Source organism: Parageobacillus thermoglucosidasius (genome assembly GCF_001295365.1).
Taxonomy (GTDB): Bacteria; Bacillota; Bacilli; order Bacillales; family Anoxybacillaceae; genus Parageobacillus; species Parageobacillus thermoglucosidasius.
The window spans coordinates 1,613,023-1,629,219 of sequence record NZ_CP012712.1 but is presented as its reverse complement, the minus strand read 5'-3'; the positions used below and the strand labels follow the sequence as shown (position 1 = coordinate 1,629,219).

Annotated in this window: 16 protein-coding genes, 1 pseudogene and 1 riboswitch; of the genes and pseudogenes, 5 read left to right on the top strand and 12 right to left on the bottom strand. The window is 43.3% G+C overall.

Annotation, left to right across the window (positions count from 1 at the left end; all coding sequences use genetic code 11):
* Nucleotides 1-59: 59 nt before the first annotated feature.
* Nucleotides 60-2,099 (bottom strand): glucose-specific PTS transporter subunit IIBC, encoded by a 2,040-nt coding sequence (gene ptsG / locus AOT13_RS08110; protein ID WP_003252095.1) that lies wholly within the window; start codon nucleotides 2,097-2,099, stop codon nucleotides 60-62.
* Nucleotides 2,100-2,367: 268 nt separating this feature from the next.
* Nucleotides 2,368-3,225 carry a glucose PTS transporter transcription antiterminator GlcT gene (gene glcT / locus AOT13_RS08105; RefSeq protein ID WP_003252096.1) on the bottom strand — a complete coding sequence of 286 codons (858 nt, stop codon included), beginning with the start codon at nucleotides 3,223-3,225 and terminating at the stop codon, nucleotides 2,368-2,370.
* 183 nt (nucleotides 3,226-3,408) lie between these two features.
* Between glcT and AOT13_RS08100 the strand changes: the two genes are divergently transcribed.
* On the top strand, nucleotides 3,409-4,230 hold the full coding sequence (locus tag AOT13_RS08100; protein WP_003252097.1) for a Cof-type HAD-IIB family hydrolase: 822 nt from the start codon (nucleotides 3,409-3,411) through the stop codon (nucleotides 4,228-4,230).
* Between the two features lie 348 nt (nucleotides 4,231-4,578).
* Here AOT13_RS08100 and AOT13_RS08095 read toward each other — a convergent pair whose 3' ends face one another.
* Together AOT13_RS08095 and AOT13_RS08090 are read right to left on the bottom strand one after the other, a co-directional pair.
* Nucleotides 4,579-5,727, bottom strand: coding sequence for a cation:proton antiporter (locus tag AOT13_RS08095; RefSeq protein ID WP_042384944.1), 1,149 nt, complete (start codon nucleotides 5,725-5,727; stop codon nucleotides 4,579-4,581).
* Nucleotides 5,728-5,986: 259 nt separating this feature from the next.
* Nucleotides 5,987-8,395 carry a sensor domain-containing protein gene (locus AOT13_RS08090; RefSeq protein ID WP_042384949.1) on the bottom strand — a complete coding sequence of 803 codons (2,409 nt, stop codon included), beginning with the start codon at nucleotides 8,393-8,395 and terminating at the stop codon, nucleotides 5,987-5,989.
* Nucleotides 8,396-8,737: 342 nt separating this feature from the next.
* On the opposite strand from AOT13_RS08090, the gene AOT13_RS08085 reads away from it, so the two are divergent.
* Nucleotides 8,738-9,376 carry a nitroreductase family protein gene (locus AOT13_RS08085; protein ID WP_042384952.1) on the top strand — a complete coding sequence of 213 codons (639 nt, stop codon included), beginning with the start codon at nucleotides 8,738-8,740 and terminating at the stop codon, nucleotides 9,374-9,376.
* A 149-nt stretch (nucleotides 9,377-9,525) separates the two neighbouring features.
* Here the strand turns inward: AOT13_RS08085 and AOT13_RS08080 are convergent, their stop codons facing one another.
* The 3 genes from AOT13_RS08080 to AOT13_RS08070 form a co-directional block, all read right to left on the bottom strand.
* Nucleotides 9,526-9,771 (bottom strand): YueH family protein, encoded by a 246-nt coding sequence (locus tag AOT13_RS08080; protein WP_013401351.1) that lies wholly within the window; start codon nucleotides 9,769-9,771, stop codon nucleotides 9,526-9,528.
* A gap of 106 nt (nucleotides 9,772-9,877) precedes the next feature.
* Nucleotides 9,878-10,627 (bottom strand): SDR family NAD(P)-dependent oxidoreductase, encoded by a 750-nt coding sequence (locus tag AOT13_RS08075; RefSeq protein WP_042384955.1) that lies wholly within the window; start codon nucleotides 10,625-10,627, stop codon nucleotides 9,878-9,880.
* Between the two features lie 135 nt (nucleotides 10,628-10,762).
* Nucleotides 10,763-11,329, bottom strand: a complete 567-nt coding sequence (locus AOT13_RS08070) for a hypothetical protein (RefSeq protein ID WP_003252102.1) — start codon at nucleotides 11,327-11,329, stop codon at nucleotides 10,763-10,765.
* A 164-nt stretch (nucleotides 11,330-11,493) separates the two neighbouring features.
* On the opposite strand from AOT13_RS08070, the gene AOT13_RS08065 reads away from it, so the two are divergent.
* From AOT13_RS08065 to AOT13_RS19150, 3 genes and pseudogenes are all read left to right on the top strand, one after another.
* Nucleotides 11,494-11,688 carry a hypothetical protein gene (locus AOT13_RS08065; protein ID WP_003252104.1) on the top strand — a complete coding sequence of 65 codons (195 nt, stop codon included), beginning with the start codon at nucleotides 11,494-11,496 and terminating at the stop codon, nucleotides 11,686-11,688.
* 201 nt (nucleotides 11,689-11,889) lie between these two features.
* A pseudogene (locus AOT13_RS08060) lies at nucleotides 11,890-12,451 on the top strand (cell wall hydrolase).
* Between the two features lie 132 nt (nucleotides 12,452-12,583).
* Entirely contained in the window at nucleotides 12,584-12,760 is a 177-nt protein-coding gene (locus tag AOT13_RS19150; protein ID WP_013401353.1) for a YkvS family protein, read from the top strand.
* A gap of 52 nt (nucleotides 12,761-12,812) precedes the next feature.
* Here the strand turns inward: AOT13_RS19150 and AOT13_RS08055 are convergent, their stop codons facing one another.
* From AOT13_RS08055 to queC, 5 genes are all read right to left on the bottom strand, one after another.
* Complete coding sequence (locus AOT13_RS08055) at nucleotides 12,813-13,472, bottom strand: oxidoreductase (RefSeq protein WP_003252106.1); 660 nt, start codon at nucleotides 13,470-13,472, stop codon at nucleotides 12,813-12,815.
* Nucleotides 13,473-13,578: 106 nt separating this feature from the next.
* The gene (queF, locus tag AOT13_RS08050) at nucleotides 13,579-14,076 is read right to left on the bottom strand and encodes a preQ(1) synthase (RefSeq protein ID WP_003252107.1); all 498 of its coding nucleotides are present in this window, start codon (nucleotides 14,074-14,076) and stop codon (nucleotides 13,579-13,581) included.
* A gap of 31 nt (nucleotides 14,077-14,107) precedes the next feature.
* The gene (gene queE / locus AOT13_RS08045; RefSeq protein ID WP_003252109.1) at nucleotides 14,108-14,839 is read right to left on the bottom strand and encodes a 7-carboxy-7-deazaguanine synthase QueE; all 732 of its coding nucleotides are present in this window, start codon (nucleotides 14,837-14,839) and stop codon (nucleotides 14,108-14,110) included.
* Nucleotides 14,840-14,841: 2 nt separating this feature from the next.
* Complete coding sequence (gene queD / locus AOT13_RS08040; protein WP_003252111.1) at nucleotides 14,842-15,276, bottom strand: 6-carboxytetrahydropterin synthase QueD; 435 nt, start codon at nucleotides 15,274-15,276, stop codon at nucleotides 14,842-14,844.
* The gene (gene queC / locus AOT13_RS08035; protein WP_003252113.1) at nucleotides 15,273-15,941 is read right to left on the bottom strand and encodes a 7-cyano-7-deazaguanine synthase QueC; all 669 of its coding nucleotides are present in this window, start codon (nucleotides 15,939-15,941) and stop codon (nucleotides 15,273-15,275) included. Before queC ends, queD begins: the two co-directional genes overlap by 4 nt.
* Before the next feature lie 76 nt (nucleotides 15,942-16,017).
* Nucleotides 16,018-16,062: riboswitch (PreQ1 riboswitch) on the bottom strand.
* Between the last annotated feature and the right edge of the window lie 135 nt (nucleotides 16,063-16,197).

Below are 16,197 nucleotides of genomic sequence, written 5' to 3'. Positions count from 1 at the left end.
CAAATAATATCAACAATATTCAATTGACAAAAGTAAATTTACAAGAAAAATTCACTTTATTAGCGAATTTCCGCGATACGGTCTTCTCCTTTTGTTACCGCTCCTTGTTTTTCGACATGAATTTTCTCGTTCGGTTGCAAATTCGTGAAAATAATCGGCGTCATAATAGAAGGAGCGTTATTTTTCACATATTCAAGATCAACGCTTAAAATCGGCTGGCCTTTTTTCACTTCGTCCCCTTGTTGTACGAGTGCGGTAAAGCCTTGGCCGTTCAATTTGACCGTATCGATACCGAAATGGATTAAAATTTCATGGCCGCCAGCAGATTCAATTCCGATTGCGTGTTTTGTCGGGAATACATTTACAATTTTTCCGTCCACAGGAGAAACGACCGTTCCATCAGTCGGCATAATCGCAAAGCCGTCCCCCATCATTTTTTGGGAAAACACTTGATCAGGCACTTCAGAAAGCGGAACAACCTCTCCTGTTAACGGCGAAGCAATCGTTTCTGTTTTCACTTCTTTCGCTTCTTTTGGTTCATTTGCTTCTTTTGTTTCTTCCTGCTTTTCTGCTTGTGCCCGTGCCGGAGCGCGGCCTTCCATAATATCTTTAATTTGCCCTTTTAATATATCGGACTTTGGACCGAAAATGGCTTGCACATTGTTTCCAACTTCAAGCACACCTGCTGCACCTAACGCTTTTAAGCGGTCTTTATCGACTTGTTTTATATCGTTGACAGAAACACGCAAACGTGTGATGCACGCGTCTAAATGGGCGATATTTTCTTTGCCGCCAAGCGCCGCCAACACTTCGTACGGGAGATCGTCCCCTTCTGCTTTCACCGCCGGCGCTTCTTCCGTTACTTTTTCGCGGCCTGGTGTTGCCAAATCCCATTTGCGAATCGCAAAGCGGAATCCGAAGTAATAAATGACTGAAAACACTAATCCGACCGGAATAACGAGCCACCATGCTGTCCGGTGTGGCAATACGCCAAATAGCAAGAAGTCAATGACTCCACCGGAGAAAGTCATTCCAATTTTTACGTTCAACAAATGCATAATCATAAAAGATAATCCTGCAAAAACCGTATGGATCGCAAACAGCGCTGGTGCAACAAATAAGAAGGAAAACTCAATTGGTTCTGTAATCCCAGTCAAAAACGATGTTAGCGCCGCTGATCCCATAATGCCGGCAACGACTTTTTTGTTTTCTGGACGCGCTTCGTGATAAATCGCCAGCGCCGCCGCCGGAAGACCGAACATCATAAACGGGAATTTCCCTGTCATAAACGTTCCCGCGGTTAATTCCACTCCATCTTTTAATTGCTCAAAAAAGATTTTTTGGTCACCATGCACCACTTGTCCTGCTTTATTGACATATTCGCCAAACTCAAACCAAAACGGCGCGTAGAAAATATGATGCAAGCCAAACGGAATAAGCGCACGTTCAATGACTCCGAAAATAAATGCTGCGAGCGTCTTATTGGCATCAATCATATTATGAGAAAACGCGTTTAACCCATGTTGAACCGGCGGCCATACTACTGTCATGATAATCCCAAGCAGAACAGCAGAAGCTGCCGTAATGATAGGCACGAAACGTTTTCCGGCAAAAAAGCCAAGATACTGCGGCAATTCAATGTTGAAATACTTATTGTACATGTAAGCAGCCAAGATACCGACAATAATGCCGCCAAATACCCCTGTTTGCAATGTCGGAATTCCTAATATATTCGCAAATGCCGGGTTGTCGCCGATCATATCCGGAGTAACGCCTAATATCACGCTCATCGTAATATTCATAATTAAATAGCCGATAATCGCAGCAAGCCCGGCAACTCCATCGCCGCCTGCCAGTCCAATCGCTACCCCGACGGCAAAAAGGAGTGAAAGGTTTGAAAAGACGATGCCGCCTGCCTGTTCCATGACATCGGAAACAAGGACAATCCAATGTGCTTTCAACGCCGGAATTTTATCCGTCAATGCCGGATTCTTCAATGCATTACCAAAAGCAAGCAAAATTCCTGCCGCCGGCAAAATCGCAACAGGCAGCATGAGCGCTTTACCGACTTTTTGCAGTGTACCAAATATTCGTTTCATTTTTATAACCTCCTTCTCTCTATAAGTTTTGCAACAAACGTTACGTTCATGTACGGCAAACGAGAAAATTCTTCCGCGGCTGTCATGAAAAATAGCGCGCCCCATATGGATGTGAACAAACATGCGAATAAAAACAAAAGGCATGAGCAAAGAAGGACAAAATAGAACGCTTACAATAAGAGGAAAATAAAAATTCCCTCTTATCCGTTCCACTTTGTCTTCTTTACTCATGCCTGATCGAATCAGTAACACGTAAAGAGAGACAACTTTATTTAGTTGTTTCTGTCTCCTTTTTAGCAAGCCTTTGCAGATGCATTGTTAAATATACCGCTTCTGCTTCGTCTACCGGCATTTGTAACGCTTGTTGCATCACTTTAATCAACTTCCAGGCAAGATTATAGCATAGCGGATAGGCATCTTTCAAGATTTTCGACAATTTTTTTGGTTCTTCGACTTTTTCTCCTTTTTTTATCCGCTCAATGGCGTAGCGCAAATGGCGAATAAACCGCAAATAATGGATGCTGTTGCGATCAATCGAAATATGAAGCTGTTGTTCGACAATTTGAACAAGCTGGGCGATAAGTTGGGAATGTTGATTTACTTCAGAAAGGCTGTGTTTGGAAATTGCACTATGAATGTGCAGTGCGATAAATCCGGCTTCCCCTTCCGGCAGCTTGACCCCTAATCTTCGGTTAATCATATCGATGACTTCACACGCAATTTCATATTCCAACGGATATAAGCTTTTTGTTTCGACCAAGAACGGGTTTTTTAAATCAAGCCCTTTTTTCAGCCGCTTCAGTGTAAACGAAATATGGTCAGTCAGCGCGACGTGAATATGCTCGTTTAGCGGAACATTAACCCGCTGTTTAATATGCTGGATCACTTCGTTCATCAGCCCGATAAATTCTTCATCAAGCTCTGGCAGCAATTTTTTGTATTGTTCCTGTTCCCGCTCATTTCTTAAAATGAAGCATTTTTCAACGGCACTTTGCTCAATATAATCCCCTTTTTTCTTCCCGAACCCGATTCCTTTTCCAAGCAAAACAACTTCATCGTACGTTGGATGTGAAGCAATTAACACATTATTATTAAGCACTTTTTCCACCCGAAAGGACTCTGTCACAAAGCCCCACTCCTTTAAATAAAACGTTTGCACTAATACAGTAATTATCATCTTACGCAACGTTCTGTAAATCGTCAATGAATAAATATTGACTTTTCTTAAACCAGCAAAATTCGTTTTTCTTTTTCCTCCCCCTCTATGATGAAAGCATGTTACAATGTTGAAGGAAAGGTGGGAACGATATTGATTAAACTGATTGTCAGCGATTTGGACGGAACGCTGCTTGGATTTGATAAACGTGTGAAAAATGAAGATAAACGCGCGATTCAATTCGCAGCGGAACAAGGAATTGATTTGGCGATTGCGTCCGGCCGAATGGATAATGAAATTTTAGACGTGCTGAAAGAATTGCAACAAAAAGCGCATCGCGTCAGCCAAAACGGTGCGTTCATTTACACGAAAACAAATTTGCGGCTCCATGCGCTCACTTTTTCCCCGCAATTAGCGCGGCGAATTTACCAGCAAGTAAAGGAATGGAAAGCGATCGTGCTCGTTTGCGATGAAAACACCTATTTTATTGAAGAAACGAACGAGCATACCAATGAAATAGAAAAACGGCTGTTTTATGGACTATATGAATGCCCAAACATGCTGGATGCGATCGGCAAAACTATTCATCCGTCGAAAATTACTGTACTGGCGGAAAATGAACAAATTGTTGAATTTGAACGAACTATCGCCAATCAGTTTGGCAATCATGTCGATACATTCATTTCTGAATCACGCTGTCTGGATATTATGCCAAAAAATATTAGCAAAGGAAACGCGGTTCTCGCTTTAATGGAACATCTTCGCGTGCAACCGCACGAAATCGCTTGTTTCGGCGATGCATTCAACGATATCCCGATGTTCCGCTTAACCCCTTACAGCTTTGCCATGTCTCATGCCCATCCTGCTGTGAAAAAAGAAGCACAATACGTTGTCCATTCGGTAAGCGAAGGGATACAAATGATACTTGCAAACGCCCCTTCGGCAAAAATGATGCAACAAAAGCTGGCTGATTAAAAAATGCCAGCTTTTTTATGTTTTCCCCTAGTGAGGCTCATACTATAAGTGGGCATGCAAACAGAAATAAATCCAGAATATGACAAAAAACGTTTTTTGTTTTCGGTTATCCAATTCATGAACGGTTGCAATCAGGACGCAATCTGCTGACAAGAGGAGTTGCTATAGAAGAAGACGGTGTTTATCTTTTTCTACAAAGAAACGGTACACCGCTTTTATTCATTCATCCGCCTGGGATGGGCCATATCGTTTTCCGCCATCCGCAATCTTGATCAGGCCATTGCCGCGTCATTACGCGGCAATGGGAAAAGAAATAATAAAGGAGGCTCAAGCCTCCTTTCTCTTTCGTTATGCCGCTTGTTCCGTAGCTTGCTTTCCTTTGAAAATCGCCTTTAATAGCGGCGGTGTCACGATTGTTGTCACAAGGACAACGACAACGAGCACGGCGAACAAATCAGGGGTCAATAATTTGGTTTCCAAGCCGATACCAGCGATAATCAATGCTACTTCACCACGTGAAACCATTCCGGCCCCAACCGCAAACGAACTATTCCAAGAAAATCCGGCCAGTTTTGCCCCCAACGCGGCGCCGACCAGTTTTGTCAATACAGCTAATCCGCTCAGCCCAATCATTAACCAAATATGCTTCAGCGCACCGGAAAATTCGACGGCTACCCCGATGGAAGTAAAAAAGACCGGCACAAAAATGGAGTATCCAATCGTTTCAATTTTTTCAAACACTTCCTGTTTGTAACTTGTAAAACTAACGGCCAATCCAGCGATATACGCACCGATAATCGCTGCTACTCCCGCTATCTCGGCAAAATAGGCAAATACGAAACAAATAATTAATGCCGCAGAAATGACGGACTCTGATACACGCAACGGCGCAAATAGCCGCAGCACAACCGGAACGGCTTTCCACGCCAATAAAATCGCAACGGCGAAGAAAATGATTTTTTTCAGAATGACGGCACCAAGGTGAACGTCGCTGCCGGTTAAACTCATTAAAAACGCCAGCGCAATGATGACAAGAATATCATCGATTACTGCGGCACCTAATATTGCAGAGCCTTCCTTTGACTTCAGTTGGTCCATTTCTTTCAGCGCCTGCACCGAGATGCTTACGCTTGTCGCTGACAGCAACAGCCCGAGAAATACGGCCTTTTCCATTGATAATCCGATCGCCACTCCCGCCGCATACCCAAGCGCCAACGGGACGACGATTCCAAGCACCCCGACATAGGTGGCGGCTTTTCCTGTGCGCTTAAATTGATCGATATCTGTTTCCAGCCCTGCGATAAACATTAATAAAATAACGCCGATCTGGCTTATTTCCTTTAAAATGTCCGTATCTTGCACAATCCCTAATACGCTCGGACCAAGCACGATGCCAATCAACAGCTTTCCGAGCACAGCTGGCTGTCCTAAGCGGACACTGATATCCCCCGCAATTTTTGCAGCAAATAAAATAGCAGCCAGTTGAACAATTAACATTCTCCACTCTCCTTATTTATTTTTTTCATGGAAAGAACTACGTTTAGCGTATGCAAAAGGTTTCATTCTTAAAAAAGAAAAGGGAAAACGCAATGACTCGTTTTCCCTTTTTCTTCGGTTACACTCCACATGTTAGCGGGCCGCTAACGTATTTTGGAAACTGTCCTGCTTCCAATCGTTTGTCAAACAATCGGTAATTTTTCTTCCTTTTCCTGATTGCACTATTTTCTATTTGCAACGGTATAAAAGAAGAAGTGCACTATCTCCATTTTCTTGCAAATAATTGCAACTTCATCAGAACATTTGGCAATTGTTCCAACGGTACTGGGCGGCTAAAATAATATCCTTGCATCTCATCACAGCCTTTTTCCAGTAAAAAGCGGACTTGCTCTTCCGTTTCCACACCTTCAGCTGTCACGCTTAAATTTAACCGGTGTGCAAGCGAAATAATGGCCTCGACAATCTCTGCCCCTTTGCGATTTTCGTGAAAATCGCGGATAAAAGAGCGGTCGATTTTCACCGCATCAATTGGAAAACGATTTAAATAATTTAGCGAAGAGTAGCTGACGCCAAAATCATCGATGGCGATCATAATTCCTTGCTCTTTAAGCGCTTGTAAAATCCGAATCACTTCATTTGGCTCTTTCATAATTGTCGTTTCCGTAATTTCGAAAACAAACGATGATGGCGGAACATCGGCACTCGTTAAAATATTGGACACTGTCGCTTTTAGCGAGCTGTCCATAAATTGCCTTGCCGATAAATTAACAGCCATTTTCAGCGCAGAGAATCCGCTTTTATGCAAAGTTTTCAAATCATCGCATGATTGCTGGAGCACCCATTTTCCGATTCTCTCAATCATATTTGTTTCTTCGGCAATTGGAATAAATTCCGCCGGGCTAACCATGCCTAGCTGTGGATGCTTCCAGCGGATCAACGCTTCAACGCTGACCGTGCCTGACTGCACATTTACCTTTGGCTGGTAATAAAGGGAAAATTCATTATTTTCAAGAGCGGTTTGCAAATCGTTTTCCAAACGGATTCGCTTAACAAAAATATCATGTAATTTTGATTGATATTGAACAACACGATGGACACCGTTCGTTTTCGCATAATAAACCGCTTTTCCCGCATTACTTAGCAATGTTTCTACCGAACGATCCGCATCATGCGCATAGCTTACCCCGATATTGATCGTGACATTTAGCTTTTCCCCGGCAATGAAATACGGCTCATTCAGCAAACGGTCAAGCTTTTTTAGCAACCAGTTCACTTCTTCTTTTTTGTTATATGTATAAACAACCGCGAACTCATCATCGCCAATTCTCGATAAAAACACTTGTTCTGACTGGATCTTTTTCAACCGCCGCGCTACTTCCTTTAACAGTTCATCCCCGTTGGAATGGCCAAGAAAATCATTAATAAACTGAAAACGGTTAACATCGACTAACAGTACAGCGATACTAACATCCCGAAGCAGCAGTTCATTCAGTTTTTCCCTTAAATAATTACGGTTTGGCAGCACAGTTATCGGGTCATATTGCGCCATAAATTCAATTTTTTTCTCTTTGCTCTTTTGTTCCGACAGATCGCGAATAATGAGAAATTGCGCGCTTTGTCCGTAGTAATCAATGGACATTGCCTTCACGTCAACCTCTTTTTGCTCCCCGCATAACGATGTTAATACCCACTCATTTTCCTGTTGTTCTCGTTTTTCGAGAAAATCGCTTAGTCTTTTCCCTTTAACAAAGTCGATCCGTTCGGCCTTCACCATTTCCAGTCCGGCCGGATTCATGTAGTGAATCACTCCGTCGGCTTGAATGATAATAGGATCAGGCAGAAATTCGATCACTTTCCGGTATAATTCCTCGCTTTGTTGAAGCTGCTCCCGTACTTGAATAAAGTCGGTCATATCGCGAAGTATCGACAATCCCGCAACTGCTGTGCCGTCATTTCCGAAGACTGGAGTCACATTTGCCGACACATGCACTTTTTTCCCATCTTTTCGTACTAATGACAAATGAACAGACGTTAATGTTTGACCGCGGCTGAGCTTCTGCAAGCTTTGCTGCAATTTGCCATGATGTCCCGGCAGAAAATCAGCGATTTTTTTGGCAAGCACTTCTTTCTCGCTCCAGCCCAACAGCCGTTCTGCTTCGCGGTTAACCCGCAAAACACGTCCAGCCAAATCAAACATCACGATTGCATCATGCGTCTGTTCAAGAAACGAATGAAACAGCTGATGAATTTCCTCAAACTGTTTCTCACGGGCAATTTGTTCCGTAATATCCCGAGTAAAACAGATCATGTACGGCATCGTTCCATCCTTTGTAAATACAGGAACAATCATCGATTCAGCGATCCGCCATTCACCTTTTATATTCACTTGATCGCGATATGTAACAATCTTTCTTGTTTCAAGCGCTTTTCGATACTGTTTATTTAAATACGCAGCCATTTCTTTTGGATAAATATCCTCAATGCATTTCCCGATATCTTTTTCGGTCAAATTCGCTAAATAAAGCGCATGAGAACTAGCACGAACGTAACGGAATCTAGGTCCTGCTTCCACTTTCATTAAAAACATTACATCGAACAGCTCGTTCATAATCGTAAACAATAGCTGTTCATCAACAATGATGTCATAAAAAAATTGATTTCGAGTCATCTTATTCATCCCTTTATGTCATAAAATAACTGCGGTCATCAATATGTCCATTATCGATATGACTATGTAAATTGTTGCCTAATTAAGATTAATATGCTCTTTCACTTATTTTTTCGGCAAAATAGTCTGTATCGTTAATACATTTTTCCGCTAAATTTTCTGGGAAATCGTACCATTGGATTGCCACCATTTTAAAACGTAATGAATTTAAAATATCTTCGTTTAAAAATTGACAAAAGCATAAAGATAAATTTATGATGATAACAAGTTCTTTAGTTACAAAAAATTAGTTTGTTGTATTTTTAATCTTAACGACTGTAACGAAACTGGAGGGCATAAAATATGGCAAACACTACTTCCACATCCGCAAAAGACTTTTTTGCTGTCATTCACGAGCGGCAATCTGTGCGAAAATACGACCCAAATGTTTCCATTAGCAAAGAAGAACTGCGCGACATCATTGAAATGACAGAAAAAGCGCCGTCAGCATGGAACCTGCAACATTGGCATTTTGTCATCATTCATGGAAAAGAAGCGCAACAGCGCCTTTACCCAATCGCCAATTATCAACAACAAGTTGTCGATGCTTCCGCCGTCATTGCTGTATTAGGCGATTTAGAAGCGCATAAAAATACGGACGCGGTATATGATCCATTAGTAAAAGAAGGAGCAATGTCACAAGAAATAAAAGAAAGAATCACACAGCAAATCGAAGCAGCATACCAAAATAAACAATATGCCCGTGATGCAGCATTTAGCAACGCCTCGCTCGCCGCTATGCAGCTTATGCTAGTAGCTACGGCAAAAGGATGGGCGACATGCCCAATCGGCGGTTTCAATGCTGAACAATTTCAACAAGAATTTCATATTCCTGACCGCTATATCCCGGTTATGCTCATTACAATCGGCAAAAGCATCGCACCTGCCCGCCGTACGACACGGTTGCCTGTAGAAACCGTCACCACATGGGTAGAACGATAAGCGTCTGCTTCATATGGCAAAAATCAAAAAGATGACCATTCGGTCATCTTTTTGATAATATGGTTATCCCTTTGTCAGCTTCCCGCTCTATCGAACGCTTCTTTACGGTTTTCGGCTTGAAAAAACTCCAACGCAATGTGTTGCGCCGTCTACATTTCGTGCACCCAGTATAACAATTTATTAACAAGCGTTTCGACATGCTCTTGCGGAGCTGCTTTCTTCAATGATGATGCCAATCGTTCTTTAAGCGTTTCCGTTTCCTCATCGTAACGGATCAAAAACGACCACTCAAGATCGGGAATAGCTACAACAATATATTCTTCTTTTTTATTTTCATAAATGTAAACATTGGTTGGCGTCCGTTCATCCAATAATGCCGCTTTCCGGATTTTCATCTCATCCCCCGTCCTTTGTGTGCTATTTTACATGTTGTGTATTTTAGCAAATCCATGCCGAATGTTCAATGCAGCATCGCTATAGCAGCCGTTAGGGCCAATCCGTCTACTCGGCGTAAATCATCTTTCTCGTCATTCCGCCATCAATGACAATGTTTGTCCCAGTGATAAAATCATTTTCATCATCGCACAAATACAGACAAGCGCGCGCGATATCTTCCGGCTTGCCGACACGCTGCGCTGGATGCTGTGCATGGTCAATTTCCCGCAATTGGCCATAATCCCCCGTTTCGATCCATCCCGGGCTGATTGCGTTCACGCGAATACAATCACCGGCAAACGACACAGCTAACGCATGAGTCAATGACAAAATTCCTCCTTTAGAAGCGGCGTATGCTTCCGAGTGAGGCTCCGACATGAGCGCCCTTGTTGACGCGATATTGACAATCGCTCCGCCTGTTTCATTTTTCCGCATATACTTCGCTGCTTCGCGCGATCCAAAAAAGACGCTCCGTAAGTTGGTGTGAAGCACATCGTCCCACTCTTCCACCGTTAACTCATATGGAGATTTCCATCTTGACACACCCGCATTGTTAATTAAATAATGCAAACTGCCATACATTTCAAACGTTGCGCTCATCAGGCGCTCTATTTCATCGACTTTCCGAACATCAGTCGGAATAAAGCGCGCCTCTAATCCTTTTTCTTTTAACGCCAGAACAAGTTTCTTCCCCGCTTCTTCAGCAATATCGGCAATCACCACATTCGCTCCTTTTTCCGCAAACATCGTAGCAATCGACTTTCCAATGCCATTTGCTCCGCCGGTTACGACAACCACTTTTTGTGAAAACTTCATCTTCCTCCCAACCTTTCTCCTTTCTAATTTCGCAGCAAATAGCGGTCTAGCAATAAATCATCTTCTAACAAAAGTATACCACTTTGGCTGTTTGCATCAAAAAAGAGACCGCAGCAAAGGCGGTCTTGTTTATGTTTACCGATATGAAACACATGAACCTGGGAATAATGGAACATATGGCGATGCTCCCCCGTAGTAAGAAACAGGCGCGTAATAGACTGGTGCCATCGGTGCCCCGAACGGCATTATCGGGCTACACGCAGGAAACGGAACACTTGGCACCATCCATGTCATTGGCAACATCGGCGGAACCGCGGGGCCCCCTGCTCCGCTGACAACGCCCGGCATTTCTGCTGTTGGCGGTGCCTGTATCGGCGCTGCTGCAGGAAAATTAATATTTTCATTTCCCTCCATTGGCACTCTTTCTTCCGTGTCAAACGTCATCGTTGGCGGTGCGACATCCCGACTGTCAACATCATCATGATCCACAAACGGCGTCACTCCGTCTGCCACCGGATGGTGCCAATCTGCCGCAGGATAATAGCCCTGCGCCGGCAGGAACGGGTAGGAAGGATCTGGCATTGACATAGCTGGCGGTATGTTGTTTTCCCCCCGCTCCATGCCACCCTCCGTTCTTTCTTCTACATCATAGCTTTGCTCATAAAAAAATGGATCATCCATATACGAATCCCAATGATTCACACTTTTCTCCTCCTCATTTTTCATTGATGATACACACCCATCCATATTGTATGTGGAAACAAGCAAAGGGTGTTTGCCCTCAAAAAAATGGGTATTTATCCTACAGCACTGCTGCGCTACTATTATGTTTGTGACGAACATTCATCGGTTGGGGTGAGCGAGCGGTGGATGAAAAATTAGCTGCTAAACTTCTCGATGAATTGCGCAACGGAACGGTTTCGGAGCTGCTAGTGAAAAAAGAAGATTTTCTCACGTTTCGCAGCGTTCTTGTCAAACAAAATGACTTTAAACACTTCCGCGGCATCGCGCAACGAGGGGGAGATGTGATTTACCATTATCAAGAAAAACCGCGAAGTTAATTCTCCATCATTCATTAATAAACGCCGATTTTCCAGTGCGAAAATCGGCGTTTTTTCTAAAAAATTCCATCTATCCTATGACACTAGTAATATCAATAAAAAACATGATTTTCCCATATTAATGATAGAAGAGAAAAACCTTGTTACTCTTGTAACGAATGAGAGGGAAAGAGGGAGTTTGATGAAAAAATAAAGAAGCTGATGCTGGCATCGGTTTTTTGCGGCGCGTTTTTCCTTGGAAGTCATGCTTATGCCGCAACAACTCATACAGTAAAACATGGGGAAACGCTTTGGAACATCGCCAAACAATATGGCGTCCCATTAAAACAGCTGCAAAAACAAAATGGGAAATACACCAATGTCTTATTTTCTGGAGAAACGTTAGTTATTCCTAAAGCAACGATTTCGGCAAGCGAAAAAGATTTATTAGCCCGCCTTGTTCTCGCGGAAGCAAAAGGCGAACCATATGCAGGAAAAGTAGCCGTAGCAACCGTCGTATTAAACCGAGTGGACCACCCTGATACGATTCGCGCAGTGATTTATGAGCGCTCTGGCGGCCATTATGCGTTCACACCGGTGCAAAACGGAACGATTCATGAACCGGCAGACCGTGAAACATATCAGGCCGTTGAAGAAGCACTTGCCTTTTCGCGGTTTAGGAAATGGTTCATTATATTTTTATAATCCAAAAACGGCGAAAAGCAACTGGCTGCGTTCGAAACAAGTCACTGTCGTGATAGGAAACCACGTATTTGCCAAGTAAGAAAGGAGTTTTTTACAAGCTCCTTTCTTTTTTAGAAAAAATCGGTTATAAATATGCCATAAATCCCTTTACTTCAACATGAAAATGAGGCAAACTATAACAAACACAATAAAAACAAAAAGGAGAATGAACATGAAAAAAGCAAAAGTTGGCGACATTATCGAATTTAAAAACGGATTGCGCGGAATTGTGGAAAAAGTCAATGAAAATTCTGTCATCGTTGATTTAACGTATATGGAAAATTACAGAGAGCTGGATTTGCAAGAACGCACCGTCGTCAATCATAAAAATTACAAAATCATTAAATAGGAATGAAAACAGAGGCTGTTCCTTTATATTCGAACAGCCTCCATCCATTTTGCTAGGAAATGCTGGCTACTTGATCCGATTCATATATATGGGTGCCGTTTTGGCAAGAAGCCGCAGCGCAAAACATGGCAAAAGCAAGCTGTTTCGCTTCCACCGGCTTGTATTTTTCCCATTTGCCAACAAACAAAAACGGAAGACGGCCAAGCAGCCAGCCCGCCATTTTTTCTCCAAAGCGAAATTCTTGCCGCTTTCCAAGAAGAAGCGAAGGACGGAAAATGTGCAATGACGGAAGCGAAAGCCTTTGCAGCGCTTCTTCGGTTTCCCCTTTCACTCGATAATAAAAGAAAAAAGAGCGCGGGTTGGCTCCGAGAGCAGAAACGGTTAAAAAGCTTTTAACACGGCATTTTTCCGCCAGCACCGCCGCACGCAACGTATATTCATAGTCCACTTGGATAAACTGCTGCCTTGTTTTTGCCTTTTTCCGCGTTGTTCCAAGGCAGGAAAACACATCATCGACGCGGAAATACCGTTCATATGATTCTAATTCATTGAAATCGATCACCACTTGCTGGAGTTTCTCGTGATGAATAGGCAATGGGCGCCGGACTAAAATGGTTACTTGTTTATATATATCTGATTCCAACAACAATGTTAGCAATTCGCTGCCAACAAGCCCGCTCGCCCCGATTAACAGCGCCTTCCTGGACACCAAGGCTAAAACCTCCAACTAAAAAGTCAATGCCATTATATATGACTTTCGCGAAAAAAACACTGCTTTTTTCCAGCATAAAACGGCATCTTCCAAAGGAAGATGCGCATTAACGGTTATCCACTTTTTCAGGATACAAATCATGGTTCATTAAACGGTATTCCGCCATTTTCTCATACTTCGTCCCCGGGCGCCCCCAATTGCAATACGGGTCAATCGAAATGCCGCCGCGTGGTGTGAATTTTCCCCACACTTCAATGTAACGCGGCTCCATTACTTTAATTAAATCATTCATAATAATGTTGACACAGTCCTCATGAAAATCTCCATGGTTGCGAAAACTGAATAAATACAATTTTAGCGATTTGCTCTCGACGCATTTTTTATCAGGAATGTAGCTAATGTAAATCGTCGCAAAGTCCGGCTGCCCAGTTTTCGGACATAACGTCGTAAACTCCGGGCAATTGAATTTCACGAAATAATCGCGGTCCGGATGTTTATTCTCAAACACTTCCAACACTTCCGGGCTGTATTCAAACAAATATTTTGTTCCTTGGTTGCCAAGCAATGTAAGATTTTTTAATTCTTCCTCTCTTCTTCCTGCCATCATTATTCCCCTTTCCTGCTTATTCATTTGCTTATACGCCGCGCTTGTTTCCCCACAACAGCGCGTGCAGCTGCGGCAAAACGCGCACATCGTTCAGTTCGTTTGATTGCGCCACTTTTTCCACCAACCAGTCCAGCTTCGCCAACAACTTTTCACGCAGCGCCGCTACATCTTTTTCCATTATATCGTCATTCCCGGCTTGCAAATAAAACGAAATCTCCGGGTAACGCTTGTGGATTATTTTTGCATAGTCAAAATCATCGTCATCAAATACGACGACTTTCAAGCTAACATGGGACGCGCGCCCCGCGCCGACCAGCTTACCGATGATGTGATCAAGCACCGCAAAATCCGTCTCCATTCCGGAACTTGGCGGTTTTGGCGAAATCGTGACATCATCAATATCATATAGCCAATCTTGCCAGCGGCTTCCTTGTGTTTCGACGGCAATGCGAACGCCTTTATTTTTTAATAATAAAACAAGCTCTTCAAGCGCTTGAATGAGAACAGGATTCCCTCCCGATATCGTAACATGGCGGAAACGGTCGCCGCCAAGTTCGCATAGGCGTTCCCAAATTTGCCCGGCAGTCATTTGCCGAATTTCTCCTTTTGCCGATCCGTCCCATGTAAAGGCAGAGTCGCACCAGCGGCACGAATAATCGCAGCCGGCTGTGCGGACAAACATCGTTTTCTGCCCGATCACCATGCCTTCGCCTTGAATGGTCGGCCCGAAAATTTCAAGGACGGGAATTTTTTTCGCCATGATTATTTCCCCGCTTTCGGACGATAAACAACGTAGCTTGTCGGCGTTTCGCGCACGAACACTTGCAGACATTTTGGCTTGTTCGGCAATGTATCCAAATGCGCTTGCACCGTTTCATAAATTTTGCGGGCAATGACTTCGCTTGTCGGAAAATCGTTGCTGTTTTGCTCATTAAACCAATCTTGATGTTCGTTCATTAATGTATGATCCAGTTTGCCATGAATCAGCTTTTTCAACTCTTGAAAATTCACTAAAAATCCCGCATCGTCCAATTCATCGCCCGCCACTGTAATGTTCACAGTGTATATATGGCCATGCATGTTCGCGCATTTTCCCGCTTTCTCATGTGGAATAAAATGAGCTGCGGCAATATGCATATCCTTATTTAATTCGTATTGGTAGTTGTGAAATACTTGCGGATAAAGCTGATGGATCATAATTGATTTGCCCCTTCCTTTTCTTTCATGTATTCTTCGAGCCCCCGTCTGCGCAACACACAAGCCGGGCACTCGCCGCAACCGTCAGCGATAATCCCGTTATAACAAGTTAATGTTTTCGTGCGCACAAACTCAAAAGCGCCAAGCTCATCGGCGAGCTTCCACGTCTGCGCTTTCGTAAGCCACATCAATGGCGTATGAATCACAAATTGGTAATCCATGGCCAAATTCAATGTGACATTTAGCGATTTGATAAATATATCCCGGCAATCCGGATAGCCGCTAAAATCTGTTTCGCATACGCCTGTTACGAGATGGCGGGCTCCTTTCTGCTTGGCGAGCACCGCTGCGAACGACAAAAACAATAAGTTCCGCCCATCCACAAACGTCGATGGCAATTGCCCGTCTTTTTGCTCAATGGCGATATCGCTTCGCGTAAGCGCATTTGGTGCCAATTGATTTAATAGTGACATATCCAAAACGGTATGGGAAATACCGAGTTCCTTCGCAATCGAAGCCGCCACTTCAATCTCAAGCCGATGGCGCTGACCATAGTCAAATGTCACCGCTTCAACTTCGTCAAATTGTTTTAACGCCCAAAACAAACATGTCGTGCTGTCTTGACCTCCGCTGAAAACCACTACCGCTTTTTCCTTTTTCCCCATCGTCGCTCTCCTTTCTTTCCTTTCCAGAAGAACGAGCGTTCTAAAACAAAAAAGCTATACCCTCTAAGGATATAGCCTGTCCCTAGTTTTTTATAGAGGGTTGTTCTAGAACCTCTCCCATACCACATCGGTATGGAATTCTTCTTCAATTTTCTTTGCTTGCTGAACCATTGGCTTTTCTTATTGTACCGCTTTTTTTGTTTTATTGACAACCATACAATAAGGCGAGAATGTGAACAAAAAATAAAGGCAAAAC

Bases quoted from the DNA above. Each gene is read 5' to 3' on its own strand.
- ptsG (WP_003252095.1), bottom strand. From the start codon at position 2,099: ATGAAACGAATATTTGGTACACTGCAAAAAGTCGGTAAAGCGCTCATG.
- AOT13_RS08095 (WP_042384944.1), bottom strand. From the start codon at position 5,727: ATGTTAATTGTTCAACTGGCTGCTATTTTATTTGCTGCAAAAATTGCG.
- AOT13_RS08090 (WP_042384949.1), bottom strand. From the start codon at position 8,395: ATGACTCGAAATCAATTTTTTTATGACATCATTGTTGATGAACAGCTA.
- AOT13_RS08085 (WP_042384952.1), top strand. From the start codon at position 8,738: ATGGCAAACACTACTTCCACATCCGCAAAAGACTTTTTTGCTGTCATT.
- AOT13_RS08080 (WP_013401351.1), bottom strand. From the start codon at position 9,771: ATGAAAATCCGGAAAGCGGCATTATTGGATGAACGGACGCCAACCAAT.
- AOT13_RS08075 (WP_042384955.1), bottom strand. From the start codon at position 10,627: ATGAAGTTTTCACAAAAAGTGGTTGTCGTAACCGGCGGAGCAAATGGC.
- AOT13_RS19150 (WP_013401353.1), top strand. From the start codon at position 12,584: ATGAAAAAAGCAAAAGTTGGCGACATTATCGAATTTAAAAACGGATTG.
- queF (WP_003252107.1), bottom strand. From the start codon at position 14,076: ATGGCAGGAAGAAGAGAGGAAGAATTAAAAAATCTTACATTGCTTGGC.
- queE (WP_003252109.1), bottom strand. From the start codon at position 14,839: ATGGCGAAAAAAATTCCCGTCCTTGAAATTTTCGGGCCGACCATTCAA.
- queD (WP_003252111.1), bottom strand. From the start codon at position 15,276: ATGATCCATCAGCTTTATCCGCAAGTATTTCACAACTACCAATACGAA.
- queC (WP_003252113.1), bottom strand. From the start codon at position 15,941: ATGGGGAAAAAGGAAAAAGCGGTAGTGGTTTTCAGCGGAGGTCAAGAC.